The 18,833-nt window shown below is 41.6% G+C and carries 8 protein-coding genes; all 8 read left to right on the top strand.

Annotated elements, in window-relative coordinates:
- Positions 1-134: 134 nt before the first annotated feature.
- The 8 genes from DXD68_RS11025 (at position 135) to DXD68_RS11060 (ending at position 18,823) form a co-directional block, all read left to right on the top strand.
- Positions 135-2,837 carry a glycoside hydrolase family 3 C-terminal domain-containing protein gene (locus DXD68_RS11025; protein WP_233577107.1) on the top strand — a complete coding sequence of 901 codons (2,703 nt, stop codon included), beginning with the start codon at positions 135-137 and terminating at the stop codon, positions 2,835-2,837.
- A gap of 5 nt (positions 2,838-2,842) precedes the next feature.
- Positions 2,843-5,155, top strand: a complete 2,313-nt coding sequence (locus DXD68_RS11030; protein ID WP_122361549.1) for a family 20 glycosylhydrolase — start codon at positions 2,843-2,845, stop codon at positions 5,153-5,155.
- 110 nt (positions 5,156-5,265) lie between these two features.
- On the top strand, positions 5,266-6,096 hold the full coding sequence (locus DXD68_RS11035; RefSeq protein ID WP_158585874.1) for a DUF5032 domain-containing protein: 831 nt from the start codon (positions 5,266-5,268) through the stop codon (positions 6,094-6,096).
- A 262-nt stretch (positions 6,097-6,358) separates the two neighbouring features.
- Positions 6,359-7,525 (top strand): alginate lyase family protein, encoded by a 1,167-nt coding sequence (locus DXD68_RS11040; RefSeq protein ID WP_122361551.1) that lies wholly within the window; start codon positions 6,359-6,361, stop codon positions 7,523-7,525.
- 51 nt (positions 7,526-7,576) lie between these two features.
- On the top strand, positions 7,577-8,821 hold the full coding sequence (locus DXD68_RS11045) for a glycoside hydrolase family 88 protein (RefSeq protein WP_122361552.1): 1,245 nt from the start codon (positions 7,577-7,579) through the stop codon (positions 8,819-8,821).
- Between the two features lie 17 nt (positions 8,822-8,838).
- Positions 8,839-11,307: a glycoside hydrolase family 2 protein gene (locus DXD68_RS11050; protein ID WP_122361553.1), complete on the top strand. Its 2,469-nt coding sequence runs from the start codon at positions 8,839-8,841 to the stop codon at positions 11,305-11,307.
- Between the two features lie 99 nt (positions 11,308-11,406).
- Positions 11,407-15,525 carry a hybrid sensor histidine kinase/response regulator transcription factor gene (locus tag DXD68_RS11055; protein WP_122361554.1) on the top strand — a complete coding sequence of 1,373 codons (4,119 nt, stop codon included), beginning with the start codon at positions 11,407-11,409 and terminating at the stop codon, positions 15,523-15,525.
- Between the two features lie 160 nt (positions 15,526-15,685).
- Positions 15,686-18,823 (top strand): SusC/RagA family TonB-linked outer membrane protein, encoded by a 3,138-nt coding sequence (locus tag DXD68_RS11060; RefSeq protein WP_122361555.1) that lies wholly within the window; start codon positions 15,686-15,688, stop codon positions 18,821-18,823.
- Positions 18,824-18,833 lie beyond the last annotated feature (10 nt).

The following is an 18,833-nucleotide window of genomic DNA, read 5'->3' on the forward strand; positions in this document are numbered from 1 at the left end:
TTCTTTTCCATTTGTTTTATTCGTTATTTTTTTTGAATATTGCACATGGAAGTGGTTGTGACATATATACTAAGCTATATGTGCACGACCACTTTTTGTTTATTATTGTGTAATCATCTCTTATATTATTATGTATGAAAATACTTGGTTATTGTTGTATTTTGATTTTGTTTCTGTGTTCCTTTACCCAGTCGGAAAAACGTTTGCCTTATAAGGATCCGACATTGCCGGTTGAAGAACGGGTGAAAGATTTGTTAAATCGGATGACGGTTGAAGAAAAATTTTGGCAGATCTATATGATGCCGGGCGATCTGGATTTGGGAAAGGAAAAGTTCTCCCATGGGATTTTTGGTTTTCAGGTGTCGACTGTCGGGGCGGATAATCCTGAACTGAAACAACTTTTACAGTATAATCCGACTTTGACAGCGCGTGAGACGGTTAAGAAAATAAATGAAATTCAGCGTTTTTTTGTAGAAAAAACCAGGTTGGGAATTCCTATTATTGCTTTTGATGAGGCTTTACACGGATTGGTGCGTGGCGGAGCTACTGCTTTCCCGCAGGCGATAGCGTTGGCAGCCAGTTTCGATACTACTTTAATGAAAAAAGTATCTCATGCAATCGCTATGGAAACAAAGACACGTGGTATTCGGCAGATTTTGTCACCAGTTGTCAACCTGGCAACGGATGTACGTTGGGGACGTGTGGAAGAGACGTATGGGGAAGATCCTTATTTATCGGCTTGTATGGGGGTAAACTTTGTGAAAAGTTTTGAAGAATTGGGTGTGATAACTACTCCCAAGCATTTTGTTGCCAATTCCGGTGATGGCGGGCGTGACAGCAATCCAATCCATTTTACCGAACGTTATTTGGAGGAAACACATTTCGTACCGTTTAAAGCCTGTTTTATGGAAGGTGGTTCACAATCGGTAATGACTGCTTATAATATGCTGGACGGAACACCCTGCACGGCCAATCCCTGGTTGTTGATAGATAAACTTCGGGGTGAGTGGGGCTTTGACGGCTTTACAATAGCCGATGCCGATGCGGTCGGTATCATTCATAAATTACATCATACTGTTAATAATTTTGCAGAGGCCGGTGCTGATGCTGTTAATGGTGGACTGGATGTTATTTTTCAGACGACTTACGATGAGCATCTTCCTTTTTTACAGGCTTGTTTGGATGGTCGGGTTACAAAGGAGGCTCTCGACCGGGCTGCCGGACAAGTATTGAAAGCTAAGTTCTGTCTGGGACTATTCGAACATCCTTATGCCGATGAAACCGAAGCAGATCGGTGGAATGCTTGTGCAGAACACAGGGCTTTAACTCGTGAGGCTGCCTGTAAATCGATGGTCCTGCTGAAAAACAACGATCAGGTATTGCCTTTATCCAAACAGATCGGTCGTATTGCACTAATAGGTGAGGATGCTACCGCTGCACGCTTAGGAGGATACAGTGGTCCTGGAGTAAAGAAAGTTAGTATATTGGAGGGATTGAAGAATAAATTGGGCGATCAGACAGAGATCTTTTGTGAAATGGGGTGTAAACGGGTTAATCCTGCTTACGTAACAGTACCAGGTAGCTCTCTTTTCACTCCGGATGGAAAACCGGGATTGGAAGGAACTTATTTTAATAATATAACCTGTGACGGACAACCGGATCTGAAACGGATCGATAAACAGATCCAATTTTCCTGGACGCTTTTTGCTCCGGATACTTGTTTGGCAGTTGACTGGTTTTCCGTCGAATGGAATGGAAAGATGCAGTCACCTGTTTCCGGAACGTATCAATTCGGCCTGGAAGGCAATGACGGTTACCAACTTTGGATAGACGGGAACAAGTTGATAGATAAACCTTATAAAACATCATTCGGAACTTCTCTCGTACCATTCTGTTTTGAAAAAGGAAAGGTCTATGATATAAAGATCCGTTTCTATGAGAACACTCGTAATGCTCGTATTCGTTTGGTTTGGGATTATGGAGTTAAAAGTGAAGATGATAGTATTGAACGTGCGGTACAGGCGGCTCGTCAGTCGGATGTGGCGGTTGTGGTGGTCGGCCTGGAAGAGGGAGAGTTTCGCGATAGAGGTTATCTGACTTTACCAGGAAGGCAGGAGGAATTGATCAATCGGGTGGCTGCAACCGGAAAGCCGACAGTTGTTGTACTGATAGGAGGAAGTGCTGTTGTGATGTCGGAATGGATAGACAATGTACAGTCCATATTAAATGCTTGGTATCCAGGTGAAGAAGGAGGAAATGCAGTTGCCGATGTCTTATTTGGCGATTATAATCCATCCGGAAAGCTTCCGATTACATATCCTATCGATGAAGCCCAGCTGCCATTGAACTATAGCCATAAACCGACTGGGCGTAGCGATGATTATCTGAATTTGACAGGAGAACCTTTATTTCCGTTTGGTTACGGATTGAGTTATTCGGAATTTGATTACAAAGATCTAAATATAGAACCTGCTCCGGGGAATACCTCTTCTTATACAGTCTCATTTTGGGTAAAGAATACGGGAAAGTATCCGGCAAATGAAGTCGTACAGCTTTATTTACTTGATAAGGTTGTCTCTGTCACACAGCCTATTACCCGGTTGATCCATTTTAAACCGGTGTCGTTGGCTCCGAACGAAGCCCGGAAAGTGAGCTTTCTGATAACAGAAGAAGACTTGTCGATGTTGGATAAAGATTTAAACCGTGTAGTAGAACCCGGCGATTTTCGTATTATGATAGGACGCTCCTGCAAAGATATCCGTTTGAAAGGAACTATCCGTCAACAATCAAAAATAAATCTGGGAACTGTTTTCCGTTCTTCACAAGCTAAATTATAAGTACAATGAAAAGAACATTCAAACAGATAGTAACAGTAATGCTGGCAGTTTTGTTTTTGTCATGTACAAACGGTGATAAAAAACTGTCGGCTGATTATCATGTCATACCTCAACCGGTAAAAATAGAAGAAGCCGGAACTTCCTCATTCATTCTTTCCGGAACAACGCGTATCGGATATTTCACTGGTAATGAAAAAGCGAAACAGTTGGCTTCTTTCCTTTCCGGATATATAAAAGAGGCAACCGGATTTCAACCGGAAATAGTGGAAGGAGCAGTATTTTCTAACGGAATAAATCTGTTGTTAGAGGATATTTCTGAAAACTCTCCGGAAGCTTATTGGTTAGAAGTGAATGATAAAACAGTTTCCATTACAGCTAAAAGTGAAGCCGGACTTTTTTATGGAATACAAACCCTGCGTAAATCGTTAGTGTCAGAAGTTGGGAATAAAAAAATAATTCTTCCGGCAGTTCAGATAAAAGATCGTCCCCGGTTTCCATACAGAGGGATGCACCTGGATGTAGGACGGCATTTTTTTTCAACAGATTTTATCAAACAATATATTGATATTCTAGCTTTACATAACTTTAATACCTTTCACTGGCATTTGACGGAAGATCAGGGATGGCGGATTGAGATTAAGAAATATCCCCGCCTGACGGAGATCGGTTCACTGCGTAAAGAGTCGCTACTGAACGATGGTTCCGGTAAGTTTGACGGAACTCCTTACGGTGGGTTTTATACACAGGATGAAGTTCGTGAAATTGTAAAATATGCAGCAGACCGTTATATAACGGTTATTCCGGAAATTGATCTGCCGGGCCATATAACATCAGCACTGGCAGCTTATTCGGAACTAGGGTGTACAGGAGGACCGTACGAGGTCGCTACGACGTATGGTGTTCATAAAGACGTTTTATGTATTGGAAATGAACAGTCTCTTCATTTTGTGGAGGATGTTTTATCGGAAATTATTGACCTGTTCCCGTCACATTATATCCATGTTGGTGGTGATGAATGTCCCCGAGACCGCTGGAGTGTTTGTCCTAAATGCCAGCAGTTAATTCGTAAGATGGGCTGGAAAGAAACGAAAGAACATAAAGTGGAAGATAAGCTACAAAGCTATTTCATGACCCGTATCGAAGAGTTTGTGAACAGCAAAGGTCGCCGGATAATCGGTTGGGATGAAATATTGGAAGGTGGTCTTGCCCCGAATGCAACTGTCATGTCATGGCGTGGCACGGAAAATGGAATTAAAGCGGCACAACAACATCATGATGTGATTATGACACCAGCCGGAATCCTTTATTTTAGTAGTAAGCAACTGCTGGAACTTGGCGGAAATCGTGGTGTCAAACGAGTCTATGATTTCGACCCTACTCCGGATTCATTGCCGGCAGATGTGCAGAAGCATATTATCGGTGTTCAAGGTTGCCTTTGGTCGGAACGTATTGAAAAGCCGGAACGGGCAGAGTATCTGATTCTTCCCCGTATTGCCGCTTTGAGTGAGTTAGCATGGTCTGCTCCTGAAACACATGATTTTGATGATTTTATGACAAGACTTTATCGTCTGATCAAGTTGTATGATCAGAAAGGTTATGTCTATTCGAAACATGTTTTTCAAATAACGGAATCATTTGATCCGGATACGGTAAAGGGTAATTTAGCAGTTTCACTGTCTACCATAGGGAATCGTCCGGTTTATTATACGATGGATGGAAGTATACCGGATACACATTCGTCTCTCTATACAGAACCTGTCCGAATCGATAAAGATGCGGTTTTGCAAGCGCGGGTCATTTTGGATAAGGATACAAGCGAACTGTTTTCTGAAACTATCCGGGTAAATAAAGCTACATTTAAGCCTTGTCGATTAGTAACTCCTCCTCATTCTAACTATACGTTTAGTGGAGTCTCTACTTTGATTGATGGTCTCACAGGAAATACGAATTATAATACTGGACGCTGGCTCGGTTTTCTTACGGATATGGACTTGATAATTGATCTGAAGGAAAAGACTCCGGTCAGGATCGTATCGTTTACTGCGAATATATCCAAAGGGGCGGCAGTGATGGGCCCTGTCGGATTTGAAATCCGGCTTTCCGATAATGGTACGGATTTTCATACTGTTGCTTCCCAGTCTTATCCGATACTGAACAAAGATGATAAAGATGGTATTTATCCTTATTCACTAAGTTTTCCGGAAACGGAATCTCGTTATGTACGTATAGTGGCAAAGGTGACTCCGAAACTTCCTGCATGGCATATGTGGCCGGGAGCTGATGCTTTCTTGTTTGTAGACGAGGTTTGTGTAGAATAAAAAAGGTGTTATTAAAATTTAGTTATTACTTAAAATAAGTTACTTCGTTCTTTATTTTGCCAAATGTTCTACTTTTGTGACGTTGAATAGTTAATATAGGAGAGATGAAAATGAAGAAGTATGTTTTTTTATTAGTGGTAATGACTTTAGGTTTATTATCATGTGGGGATGATGATAAACCTGTTATACCGGAATTGGACAAGTTAACTAAAGTCGTTTGTGCTAAAGGTACGGATGTGCTCTATTTTGCATATATCAATTATACCGATGACGGTAAGATCGCTTCTATGGATTTTGTTAATGGTAAGAATGTTCCTTTCATATATGTAGGAGATAAAATCACGATGGTTAATCCGGATGAAGATATCGAACGTATTGAATATCTTATGAATGGAAATGTTATTATTAAGAAATCCGTTAATAAAAATAATCCTTTTAACAAGGAAGTATATACGAGCGATGAATATAACTACCTGTATAACGGAGCCAGTCTGACTAGTGCATCTCTGACAATGAAGTGGCCGAAAGAAGGTGAGAGCGGCTATGAATCGCAGAAGTTTGATAAGGAAGAAGCTTATATATGGGAGAATGGTAATGTCACTCTGTTTACCCGGGATAAGAAAAGAATAGAATATAAATATAGCAGCACGGCTCTGACTCCGCGTAACTTCCCGTGGCGTGTAATCCCATCTTTTAATCCGGTGGGATTCGACGCTTTTTCTCCTATAAATCTGCTTTATGGAAATCAGAGCAGAAATTTGCCTGAATCAGCCAATTCCTACAGCCTGTCTGGAGATGATGATACGACTGCAAGTTATACGTATCATTTTACTACTACCGGCGATTATATTACAGGTTTGACAATTCGGGAACAGATTAGTTCTACCGATAAAATAGCAGAGGTGAATACGTATGAATATACGTTTATTTATTCAAAATAAGAATACATTATACTATATATAGTAACTTCTTTTCCGAAAAACGAACTTTTTGCTTGTCGACAATTGTGAGCAGGCCTGCCGATAACTATCCACAAGTCAATAGGATGATTCTTTTCTTTTTAGGATATGACTATCTGTCGGTATTGTATAAATATCTCACAAATTTCCTCTTTTGCAATAAATCTACAAGCTTTTGCGATAATATTAAAAACGAGAAAGGGGGACAAACTGTATTTTTGAGCAAGAAAAATCTGTCTATGCCATGAATACGAAGTTTTTATTATTAATTTCAATAACAGCATTTATTTTTTGTTCTTGTTCTGTCAAAACAGAATTAAAGCAACAAGTGTCAGACTTGCTACGCCCCGAAATTATCCTCCGGGGAGATGATGCATTAGGAGAGGAACCTGTTACAATAACCTCTTTTGTGGCAGAACGGAGTGCCGGGGGAATTCATGATTTTTATTCTGAAGGCGATTACTGGTGGCCGAATCCGCTAAGTCCGGATAGTGCCTATATCCGTCGTGACGGCGAAACGAATCCCGATAATTTTGTGGCCCATCGCCATGCAATGATCCGTTTCAGCACCGTCGTAGGCGATCTTACTTCTGCCTGGATCGTTACTAAAGATACCAAATACATCGAACAAGCCCTGAAACATGTTCATGCCTGGTTCATTGACCCTGAAACAAGTATGAATCCGGACCTTCAGTATGCCCAGGCTATCAAAGGTATTGTGACAGGGCGGGGAATAGGGATTATCGATACGATCCATCTGATGGAAGTCGTGCAGTCTCTGATCGTAATGGAACAGAATGGTTTGCTATCAGCGGAAGAGGCGGTTGCGACAAAAGACTGGTTTTCGAAATATCTGCATTGGCTGACCAATCATCCGTATGGGAAAGATGAAATGAATGCGAAGAATAACCACGGGACCTGTTGGGTGATGCAGGCAGCTTTGTTTGCTAAATATACAGGGAATACCGAAGTACTGGAGTTTTGCAGAGAACGTTACCGGAATGTATTATTGCCGGATCAGATGGATACGGACGGCAGCTTTCCATTGGAATTGAACCGGACAAAGCCGTATGGATATTCTCTTTTTAACCTGGATGCAATGGCAACAGTCTGCCATATCCTTTCGGATGAAAATCATAATTTATGGCAATATACAACGGAAGACGGACGGAATATGCAGAAAGGAGTTGCATGGTTGTATCCTTATATAAAGGATAAATCCGTATGGCCGTTTAATAAAGACGTGATGTATTGGGATGAATGGCCTGTTGCCCATCCGGCTTTGCTGTTCAGTGCCTGTGATACACCTAACGGAGACTATGTATCTCTTTGGACAATGCTGGAACATTTTCCTGTCAATGATGAAGTGGTAAGGAATTTGCCTATCCGTCATCCGTTGTTATGGTTGTAAAAAAACAATGTTTTATAGGACAATAAACTATATTTTATTCGTTAAAAAACTATGGATTTTAAAACACCTCTTTTACTTTTATTGGTTGCCTTCACTTCTTGCGGAACCGATCAGCCTGATCTTGTTCAGGATAATTTCTCTTTTGCTTCGACGCAATTGAAGCAGGCTTTTGTTGAAATGGATGCTGTACGTTCCGCAGAACCCAGAGAAAAGCAGGCTTTGCGCGATAAACAGAATCTCGGGCCATTAGCCAGTCCGCGTAATGTGGAAGCCGACGGTACGTTGCATATGGTCATTTCCCGTGACTGGACCAGCGGATTCTTCCCGGGCGAACTTTGGTATATGTATGAATATACCAAGGATGATTTTTGGAAAGAAAAGGCTCAGAAACAAACGGCTTTGATTGAGCGTGAGAAGATGAATGGCGGGACACATGATATGGGCTTCAAGGTTTATTGTAGTTTTGGGAACGGTTATCGTCTGACGGGTGATGCTGCCTATAAAGATGTATTGCTGCAGGCTGCTTATACTTTGACTACGCGTTACAAGGAGAAAGCAGGAGTGATCCGTTCATGGGATCACAGTCGTGACAAATGGGATTGCCCGGTCATTATCGATAATATGATGAATCTGGAGCTTCTTTTTTGGGCATTCAGGACGAGTGGTGATTCTTTGTTCTATGATGTAGCTGTGAATCACGCCCGTACTACGATGAAGAATCATTTTCGTAAAGATTATAGTTCTTATCATGTGATCGATTATGATACGATTACCGGAGCTGTGCTAAAGAAACAGACACATCAGGGGTATTCACATGAGTCGGCATGGGCACGTGGTCAGGCATGGGGACTTTATGGATACACCCTGTGTTATCGTGAAACTGGTTTACCTGAATTTCTGGAACAAGCTGAACATATAGAGAATTATATCTTTACTCATCCGAATCTGCCTGAAGATCTGATTCCTTACTGGGATTTCAATGCGCCGGGGATACCAGCCGAACCTCGTGACGTGTCGGCTGCAACGGTAACGGCTTCTGCTTTGTATGAACTGAGCATGTACGACCCTGTCAACGGCAAGGATTATATAACGAAAGCAAATACCATTTTGGAGAATCTATCCAAAAGCTACCGTACAACACCCGGCAAGGACAGAGGTTTTCTGTTATTACACAGCACAGGTTCTAAAATGCATAATGTAGAAGTAGATGTACCTATCGTCTATGCCGATTATTATTATTTGGAAGCCCTCCTTCGAAAACAAAAACTAGAGAACGAAGGAACAGCCATATTATAAATATAAAAACAAACATAATGAAAAACATTCTTTACACCTGTCTTTTCCTGTTCTGTTGTTTTTCGATGGCGGGAAAAGTACCGACAAAACAAAAACAACGGTTAACAGAAAACTGGGAATACCTGAAAGGTGACCTGGGAGGAATCTGGGAAGCCGTACGTCCATTCTCGCCAGGAAATCCGGAATCTGTCCCCATCTGGCAGAAAGTCACTTTACCTCATTGCTTTAATGCTGAAGACGCAGTAGATCCGGATATCAATTATTATCAAGGACCGGGCTGGTACAAAACGCAGTTGACGATCGACAATCCGTACGCCGGCGGTCGTGTCGTACTTGACTTTGAAGGTGCCGGACAGAAGACGAAAGTCTATATCTACACAACACTGGTCGGTGAACACGTAGGAGGTTACGATGAGTGGAGTGTCGATATAACCGAAGCTGTAAAGAACTTTATGGCTGATGATAAGTTAATGAAACGCTTCAAAGGTAAAGTCCCTTTGTCTATCCGTTGTGACAACTCGCGCGATGTAGAGATGATCCCGTCCGACCTGTCCGACTTCAATCTTTATGGCGGCCTTTACCGTTATCTGAATTTGGTCTATTTGCCGAAAGCTTCTTTTGAACAGATACGTTTGGAACCGGAGCTTTCTGCCAACCGGAAAGAGGGGACAGTCAAAGTAAAAGCCTCTTTCTATAATCCGGAAGATATCCGTAAGGCCGACGTGACTGTCACTATCTATGATGCCGGGCATCAGCAAATATATTCTCAGACAGTAGAGAATATCCTCCCTTTGGGTGACCAGTTCCTGGTAGAAACCAAGATCAAGAATCCAGCCTTGTGGGATGTCGATTCTCCGAATCTATATACCTGCGAGCTGACTATCAAAGCTGACGGTCAAACCCTGACAGCCAGTGAGCGCTTCGGTTTCCGCCAGGCAGAATTTAAGGAAAAAGGCCCGTTTTATCTGAATGGCCGCCGCCTTCTGCTTCGCGGAACACATCGTCATGAAGACCATGCAGGCGTAGCACAGGCTATGACGGAAGAGATGATGCGTACCGAGATGCAGATGATGAAAGACATGGGTGTCAACTTTATCCGTCTCGGACATTATCAGCAATCGGATATCATCCTCCAATTATGTGACGAGCTAGGTATTCTTGTATGGGAGGAAATCCCTTGGTGTCGTGGTGGTTTGGGTGGAGAGACCTACAAGAATCAAGCACGCCGTATGCTGACAAATATGATCAATCAACATCATAACCATCCTTCCATTATTATTTGGGGATTAGGAAATGAAAACGACTGGCCGAACGATTTCAGTACGTTCGATAAAGGTGCCATCCGTGCTTTTATGAAAGAACAACATGATCTGGCACATCGCCTGGACGATACCCGTATGACCGCTATCCGCCGTTGTGAATTTTGCAGCGACATCGTCGATGTCTATTCCCCCTCCATCTGGGCAGGCTGGTATCGTGGTGTATTCACTGATTATAAATCCGTATCCGAAGAAGAGATGAAGAAAGTCAAACATTTCCTGCATGTGGAATGGGGAGGCGACAGCCATGCCCGTCGTCATTCGGAGAATGTTTTTGCCAATCTGAAAGGAATTGAATCGGGAAAAGGTGCTGATGAGCGCGACGGGGATGCTTCCCTTTACGGAGGTGCCGCCCGTGCATCCAAAGATGGCGACTGGTCGGAAAGTTATATTGTCCGCCTGATCGACTGGCATCTGAAAGAACAGGAAACGATGCCTTGGCTGACAGGTGCCGCCTATTGGCCATTCAAGGACTTCTCAACACCTGTCCGTCCTGAAAATCCGGTTCCCTACGTAAACCAAAAAGGCGTTATCGAACGTGATTTCACTCCCAAGGAAAGCTATTATGTCTTCCAATCTTACTGGACGACTGAGCCGATGGTACATATTTATGGTCATAGCTGGCCTGTACGCTGGGGAAACAAAGGCGACCGTAAGGAAGTTTTGGTCTACTCGAACTGCGAAACCGTAGAACTGTTCGTCAACGGCATCAGCCAGGGAGTAAAGAAGCGTAACAGCCAGGATTATCCGGCTGCCGGATTGCGCTGGAACTGTGTGTACGAGGAAGGAAAGAACGAGATACGTGCCGTTGCCATACAGGGAAAAACAAAGGTGACAGATGAAATCAGCCAGGAATATCAGACTGCCAAGTGGGGCAAAGAATCAGCTGCTGCTGTATCAATCGTTTCGCGTGAAGGCGATACTGTTTTACTGGAAGTCCAGCTTTTGGATAAGGACGGTATCCGTTGTCTTGATTCGAAGAAATATATTGAATTTGAAATAGCCGGTGACGGATCACTGATACAAAATCAGGGAACATCTACCGGTAGCCGGAAGGTCCAGGCATATAATGGACGGGCATGCATCAAAGTGAATCTGAATAAAGGCAAGAGTCTTGTTGCTGTTAAGGCGAAAGGCATACCGACTGCTTTTATTGAATTGAAATAATGATGAAAATAGCGACAGGTGGTAACGGATAAATACATATCTGTTACCACTAACCGAAACTTTTACTATTTTTGCTTTATCTAATCAGATTCGACTGCCATGGAAAGGAGATTTTCGTTTATATTGTTTCTAGCCCTTTTTTTATCTGCTCTACATGCAGAGAAGGCTAACTATCTGTATTCCTTTAACTCTGACCTGAACGAAGGTATCTCTCAGCTGTCTGTCATGGATATATATCAGGATTCGAAAGGTTACCTTTGGTTTGCCACCAAGAACGGGCTGAATCGTTTTAACGGCAAGGAATATGTAATCTATCGCCACGAGGATGGAAATGAACAGAGTTTGTCTAGTAATTCGATCTCCTCCGTCACTGAAGATCATGAAGGCTATTTGTGGGTCGGGACCTATAACGGATTGAACCGGATCAATTTAAATACGAATCAGGTTAAGCGATATGGTTCAGGACTGCATGGCTTGATGCCTGGGGGAATTACTAAAGTATATACCGATGCTTCCGGTTGTCTCTGGGTTGGAACATGGGGTGGATTAAATCGTTATAACAGGGAAGAAGATTGCTTTGAACAGATTCTTTTGGATAATGAATTGAAAGATACTTCCGTATCCGTTTTATTTGAAGATAGCGCAGACCGGTTGTGGATCGGAACAGTGGCAAAAGGTGTTTATTTGTGTGATAAACAACTGAATATTATAAGCCATTTTACAAGTCAATCTAGAAATATGCCATTGAATAATAATAATATTACCAGTATATATGAAGATTCGCATAAACAGATATGGATCGGTAGTAAATATGGATTGAATAAGATTAATTTGCGTGATAATGAGGTTCAGTCATTTACAAGTAAAAATAGTCAGTTGAGTAATAATACCATCCGTTGTTTGATCGAATGGCAGGGAAAGCTATTGATTGGAACTTTTGACGGTATATTTGCTTTGACTCCGGAATCCGGAAAGATAACGAAAGTAGCTGGATATGACGATATAAATCATTCTTTAAGCCATTATTCCGTTTATTCATTTTGCGTGGACAAGGATCATACATTGTGGGTCGGGACATTTGCAGGCGGTATCAATTATCTGAATAAATTTACCAACCGATTTGTGCTTCATCGTCCGGAAGACGAACTGAATATCCGAACGGGTATTTACGGTGCAATAACCTATGAATCCCCTTCCAATTTATGGATCGCGACAGAGGGTTACGGATTGTTGAATTACAATAATCAAACTAATGAATCACGCTATTATCTGATCGATCCGTCCACGCGTTTTACTTTTAATACGAATATTATCAAGTCTGTTTTTTATGAAGACGGAACTGTCTGGTGTGGAACGACGAAGGGGGAAATATATAAATTTGATATCCGGACAAAAAGGTTTACTCTTTATCATAAATATCCGCAGGAATATTCCATCTATTCTATTTTGCGTGACAATAAAGGCCGGTTATGGATAGGAGGGGCATCGACGGAATTCGGTCTGACTTGTTTTGTTCATGACCAGTTGGTCATGAACTTTACCAATAACGTGGATGAACCTTTTATAATTTCGAACGTCCGTTCTATTCTGGAAGAAGAAGACGGTATATTATTGTTGGGTAGTACGTCTGATGGATTGCTTCGTTTCGACACGAATAAAAAACGGATGACAAAATATTCCAATGAGGCAACAGTTGATAGTTACCGTATTCCTAATAACTATATCTCTTCCATTATCCGTACGAAATCAGGTGAAATATGGGTATCGACCTACGGAGGCGGTATATTTCAGTTTGATAAAACGGAGCATGTAAAGCGGGTGATGACCACCCGTGAAGGATTGCTGGACAATAATATTTGTTCGTTGGTAGAAAGCAGCGATCAGAAGTTGTGGATGAGTACGGTGAACGGGTTGATTATGGTTGATCCCGTAGGAGGTGAAGTTAGGAACTATCATCGTCATAACGGAATTGATATCCGGGAGTTTACGTTGCATAGCGGGATTGCTCTTCCGGACGGGGCTCTTTGTTTTTCCGGTAGTAACGGTTTTGTCACTTTCCAGGCCGCCGAGATGGATAAGAACGAAAATATACCGTCGGTAGTACTGGAACAATTATCCGTCAACAACCAGCCGATTGAAGTAGGAGACCAGTCGGGTATTTTGGATAAAGTATTGGACAGCACGGATACGATTCGCCTGCTCTATAATGAGAATAATTTCTCAATTACCTATCAGGCATTGAATTATATTTATTCTACGCAGAATCAGTATGCCTACAAACTGGAGGGCTACGATGACAACTGGAACCAGGTCGGCGGACGAAACTCGGCTTTCTATACGAATCTGAGTCCGGGTAAATATATTTTCCATGTAAAAGGTTCCAACAATGACGGTGTATGGAATGAACAGGGTCGTTCGCTGGTCATTATCGTACAACCGCCTTTATGGAGAACCTGGTACGCTTATTTATTCTATATAATTGCATTGGCTGCCATCAGTTATGCGATTCTTCATTACGTGACAATTAAGCGAAATCTGGAAGCCGGGCTAAAACTTAAGCAAATGGAAAAACAGAAACAGGAGGAGTTTCACGAAGCAAAGATCCGTCTGTTCACCAACTTCTCCCACGAGTTGCGTACACCTTTGATGCTGATCATAACCCCGTTCGAAGAGTTGGTCAAGCGGGTAGACATTCCTGCTGAATTGCATGATAAACTTTCTATTATTTATAAGAATGCCCAAAAACTACTGCTTTTGGTCAATCAGCTGATGGATTTGCATAAGAACCAGGCGGGTAGTTTGGAACTGAAAGTCAGTGAAGGGGATATTTGCGAATATATAAAGGAAATATATTATGCCTTTAATCAGATTGCTCTCACTAATGAGATTAAGTTTTCATTGAACTGTACGCCTAAAACGATCGATGCCTGGTTTGATAAGTCACTTTTAGAAAAAGTTGTATTCAATCTCTTGTCAAATGCTTTCAAATATACACCCTCCGGAGAATCCATCACCATGGAGGTTTCGGAAACCTCATGGAACGGACTGAATCCGAAACATATAGACAGACTATATAAAGATGAGAATGCGAATTATCTTGTATTGCGTGTAAAAGATTCCGGTAAGGGTATAGAAGAGGGAGAGGTGGATAAAATATTCACTCCTTTCTATCAGATTCCGGAGACATCCGGTATCAACTTGTCGGGAACAGGTATTGGGCTGAGTCTTGTCTATACGATTGTTCAGCTTCATCGCGGTGTTATTTATTGCGATGTGGATAATACAGAACAGGCAGGTGCTTGTTTTGTTGTCATCCTTCCGATTTCCCGATCTGCGTTCTCTGACGATCAGATTGAAAGTGTAGAATTAGATAAAATTTCGGAAGTAGCCAATACTGATGATATTTCAGCTTCACTTCCTGCACCGGAAAAGGCTGAAGGAACGAAATATAAAATTCTGCTGGTTGAGGATGACAAGGATGTGCGTAGTTATTTGAAAAAGAGTCTGGAAGCTGAATATACCGTTATTGAAGCGGGTGACGGAGTACGGGCCTACGAAAAAGCAATTCAGGATTTCCCGGATTTGGTGCTTAGCGATATCATGATGCCGAAGCGTGACGGACTGGAACTTTGTACAATGATTAAAAACGATCTGCGAATAGGACATATCCCTGTGATTTTGATGACGGCACGTTCTATGGTTGTGCACATAAAAGAAGGGTTCCAGGCGGGAGCTGACGATTATATCGTCAAGCCGTTCAATATGGACGTGTTGCAAACCCGTATCCGTAGCCTGCTGGCTTCGAGGGAACAGTTAAAAAAGTTATATGGAAAGCGTTTCTCTCCGGATGTACTGGGAATAGAAGTTAAATCGGCGGATGAACGTTTCTCTCAGAAATTATTTGCCGTAATTGAGCAGAACATCTCCAACGATAAACTGGATGTGGAACTCTTATGTACGGAGATTGGTATCAGTCGTGCCAACCTCTACCGCAAACTCAAATCTATTACCGAACTTTCGCCTATGGAGCTGATCCGTAATAAACGATTGGAGATGGCGGCGAAACTATTACAAGATTCGGAAATGAATGTATCTGAAATTGCCTCACACCTTGGTTTTAATAGCCACTCTTATTTCTCCAACTCTTTTAAGACTTTTTATGGTTGTACTCCGACCGAGTTTGTGCAATCTAAAGGAAAGTTGGAACAGGGAAACTGATAAATTTGTATCAGTTTCCTGTTACTTTTGTCTCAAACTATTTATATAGAATAATTTAATACTAAATTGGGAAGTATGTTTTCTTTTGTGAAAAAGAGAATATGTTTCTTTGTGTTATTGAATTTGTTGAAATTTTAAGTCTAATTAAATCCATGATTAAATGAAAAAGAGAATTAAGAAGGTCACTGTATCGTTTTGGCGATTATTATTATTAATGGTGGCATTTAACTCAAGTCTAAGTTTGTTCGCGCAAACACAGTCTGTCTCCGGAATCGTTCTGGATGAATTCGGGGAACCGATGATCGGAGTGTCTGTACTAGTAAAAGGAACAACCACAGGTATCATTACAGATGTAGACGGTAACTTTACCGTGTCGGCAAAAAATGGCGATGTCTTATTGGTAAAGTATCTTGGTTACAAAGACCAGGAAATAAAAATTACCGGTAATGGTCGTCTGAAAATTACTCTCCAGGAAGATACTCAGAATTTGGATGAAGTAGTTGTAGTAGGTTACGGTACGCAGAAGAAAGTAAACCTGACAGGTGCCGTTGCTGCTGTGACGGGTGAAGAAATAGCTAAACGACCGGTAGCAAACACTTCGACAATGTTACAAGGACAGATGCCGGGTCTGCGCATCACTTCCGACAAAGGGCAGCCGGGTAATGAAAATGTTCAGATCCGTGTGCGTGGACAGGGTACATACTCGGGAACAGGCTCCAACCCATTAATCCTGATTAATGGAGTCGAGGGAGACTTGGCCTCCCTCGATCCAAACATTATTGAAAGTGTTTCAGTATTGAAGGATGCAGCTTCGGCGTCTATCTATGGTTCGCGTGCCGCAAACGGTGTAATTTTGATTACTACTAAAAATGGTTCGGAAACAAAAGACCGTATTTCAGTTCGTTACAATGGAAACTTTGCTGTTCACAATCCGACAAACTTGCTGGATGTGATTTGGGATTCTCCTACATATATGAAATATTTCAATATGGCAAAAGACAATTCCGGTGCTCCGGCAACAGACCGTTACTCAGATGAAATGATTGCGAATTACACGAATCCATCCGATCCGACTAAGTATCCGAGTTTCAACTGGCTGGATTATATGTTTGATCCTGCTTTCGTTCAGCAACACAACTTGAGTGTTGCCGGTACGACTGGTAAAACTTCTTATAATGCTTCTTTAAGTATGGTCAATCAGCCTGGTACAATGAAAGGACAGAAGTTCAAACGTTACAATGCAACATTGGACCTGACTTCACAGGTAAATGATTGGATCAGATTCGGTATGTATTTTACGGGTAGCCGCAGTGATCGTCAGGAAACACGCCAGGGTGATACCGATGCTTATTTGTCTACTATTTCACAGGCCCCGACTTATATGCCTTGGTTGCCGGATGATGGAACGGGTGTTAAGCGTTACACAATGAAAGCTTTTACTTTTGAAAGTAATAATAAAAACATGGTTGCTATCACTGAAACAGAGAACTTTAAAAACTATATAAATACAGATGTCAATGCGCAGGCTTGGTTGGAAGTTAGTCCTATCAAAGGTCTAAGCTGGTATACTAAGGGTGCTATGCGTTATAAACAACAGCATACAAAAGATTGGGGTGCATTGCCTACACCAGTTTATTATTATCATGACGGTGTTCAGAATGGTACTTTGAATACAAATGGTACGGGTTTAACTAGTAAAATGGATAATAGCTCTTACTACAACTTATATACTTATTTGAAATATGATTGGGCAACTCCTAATCAAGAACATGATTTCTCTGTAATGGCTGGTTATAACCTGGAATATTATAAATTAGATAATTTGGAAGGTTATCGCCAAAATTTTGACTTCCCGTTGCATGAACTGAATACTGGTATTTCTTCGGTACAGACCAATAAGGGGTATTCAGAAGAATGGGGTATTATGTCTGCTTTTTTCCGTGCTAACTATGCATTCAAACAACGTTATCTGTTAGAAGTGAATGCTCGGTACGATGGTTCTTCCCGCATTTCTTCGGATTCTCGCTGGGGTATCTTCCCATCTTTCTCTTTGGGATGGCGTGTAAGCGAAGAAGAGTGGATGAAAGAACTGAACTGGGAATGGTTGAATAGCCTGAAATTACGTGGTTCATGGGGTATTTTGGGTAATCAGAATATTGATCTTTATTCTTACTATGCTTTAGTTACAACAGGTAAAGATTATAGCTTTGACAACTCAAATTTGGATGCAGGTGTGGCACAGACAGCTCTTACTAACCGTGATCTGAAATGGGAATCAACTTCTATAGGTGACTTTGGTATCGATATTACTGCTTTCAACGGTTTCAATATTACTTTTGACTGGTATAAGAAGAGAACATACGATATTCTTCGTGAAGCACAGAGTAATTCATTGTTAGGTTTGAAGTCTCCGTATATCAATGCCGGTGAAATGGTAAATAAAGGTATTGAAGTTTCGTTAGCTTATAATGGATATATCAAAGAAGGTGTATTTAAGGGGTTAAATTATAATGCCGGTGTATTTTTTGATCGTACGAGAAACGAATTGACGAAATACGGTGCAGATTTTATAGACTCTTCTAAAGGCTTGATCTATAAGGAAGGTTTGCCTTATGAGTCATATTATGGTTATGAAGCAATTGGTATTTTCAGAGATGAAGAGGATGTGGCTAATTCTCCTAAACAGTTTAATGACAAAACGTTGCCGGGGGATATCAAGTATGCAGATATCAGTGGTCCGAACGGAGTTCCGGATGGTATTGTTGATGAAAATGACCGTAAAGTTCTTGACGGGCGTTTACCGAATTTCGAATATACAATTAATCTGGGTGCCAACTGGAAAGGTTTCGACCTCTCTTTAATGGGACAAGGCGTACAGGGTGCCAAACATTATGCCAGCGGTTGGGGATTGCGTCCGTTCTATCAAGGAACGCCAATTTCACAGGATTATATTGATAATATGTGGACAGAAGATCACAAAGACGCTAAATATCCACGTTTATATTTTGCAGATTTAGGCGGAGCAAAGAACCAGCGTGAAAGTACTTACTGGTTGTATAATGCTTCTTATTTCCGTTTGAAGAACTTGACATTCGGTTATACATTGCCGAAAGCATTGACAAGTAATGCGAAAATTGAACGTCTGCGTTTCTATTTCTCGGGTGATAACTTGTTAACGATTACCAAATTCCCGCAGGGTGGTGACCCGGAACGTAATTATAACTCTACGAAGGGGACACGTTTGGTTTATTATCCTCAGAACCGTATTATCTCATTCGGTGTAAATCTTGAATTCTAATTAAAATGTA

The sequence above is a fragment of the Parabacteroides sp. TM07-1AC genome, assembly GCF_003480915.1.
In the GTDB taxonomy this organism is placed as follows: domain Bacteria; phylum Bacteroidota; class Bacteroidia; order Bacteroidales; family Tannerellaceae; genus Parabacteroides; species Parabacteroides chongii.

What these genes read in the sequence shown, in the direction of transcription:
- DXD68_RS11060 (WP_122361555.1), top strand. Translation starts at nt 15,686, where the DNA reads ATGAAAAAGAGAATTAAGAAGGTCACTGTATCGTTTTGGCGATTATTA.
- DXD68_RS11050 (WP_122361553.1), top strand. Translation starts at nt 8,839, where the DNA reads ATGAAAAACATTCTTTACACCTGTCTTTTCCTGTTCTGTTGTTTTTCG.
- DXD68_RS11025 (WP_233577107.1), top strand. Translation starts at nt 135, where the DNA reads ATGAAAATACTTGGTTATTGTTGTATTTTGATTTTGTTTCTGTGTTCC.
- DXD68_RS11055 (WP_122361554.1), top strand. Translation starts at nt 11,407, where the DNA reads ATGGAAAGGAGATTTTCGTTTATATTGTTTCTAGCCCTTTTTTTATCT.
- DXD68_RS11045 (WP_122361552.1), top strand. Translation starts at nt 7,577, where the DNA reads ATGGATTTTAAAACACCTCTTTTACTTTTATTGGTTGCCTTCACTTCT.
- DXD68_RS11030 (WP_122361549.1), top strand. Translation starts at nt 2,843, where the DNA reads ATGAAAAGAACATTCAAACAGATAGTAACAGTAATGCTGGCAGTTTTG.
- DXD68_RS11040 (WP_122361551.1), top strand. Translation starts at nt 6,359, where the DNA reads ATGAATACGAAGTTTTTATTATTAATTTCAATAACAGCATTTATTTTT.
- DXD68_RS11035 (WP_158585874.1), top strand. Translation starts at nt 5,266, where the DNA reads ATGAAGAAGTATGTTTTTTTATTAGTGGTAATGACTTTAGGTTTATTA.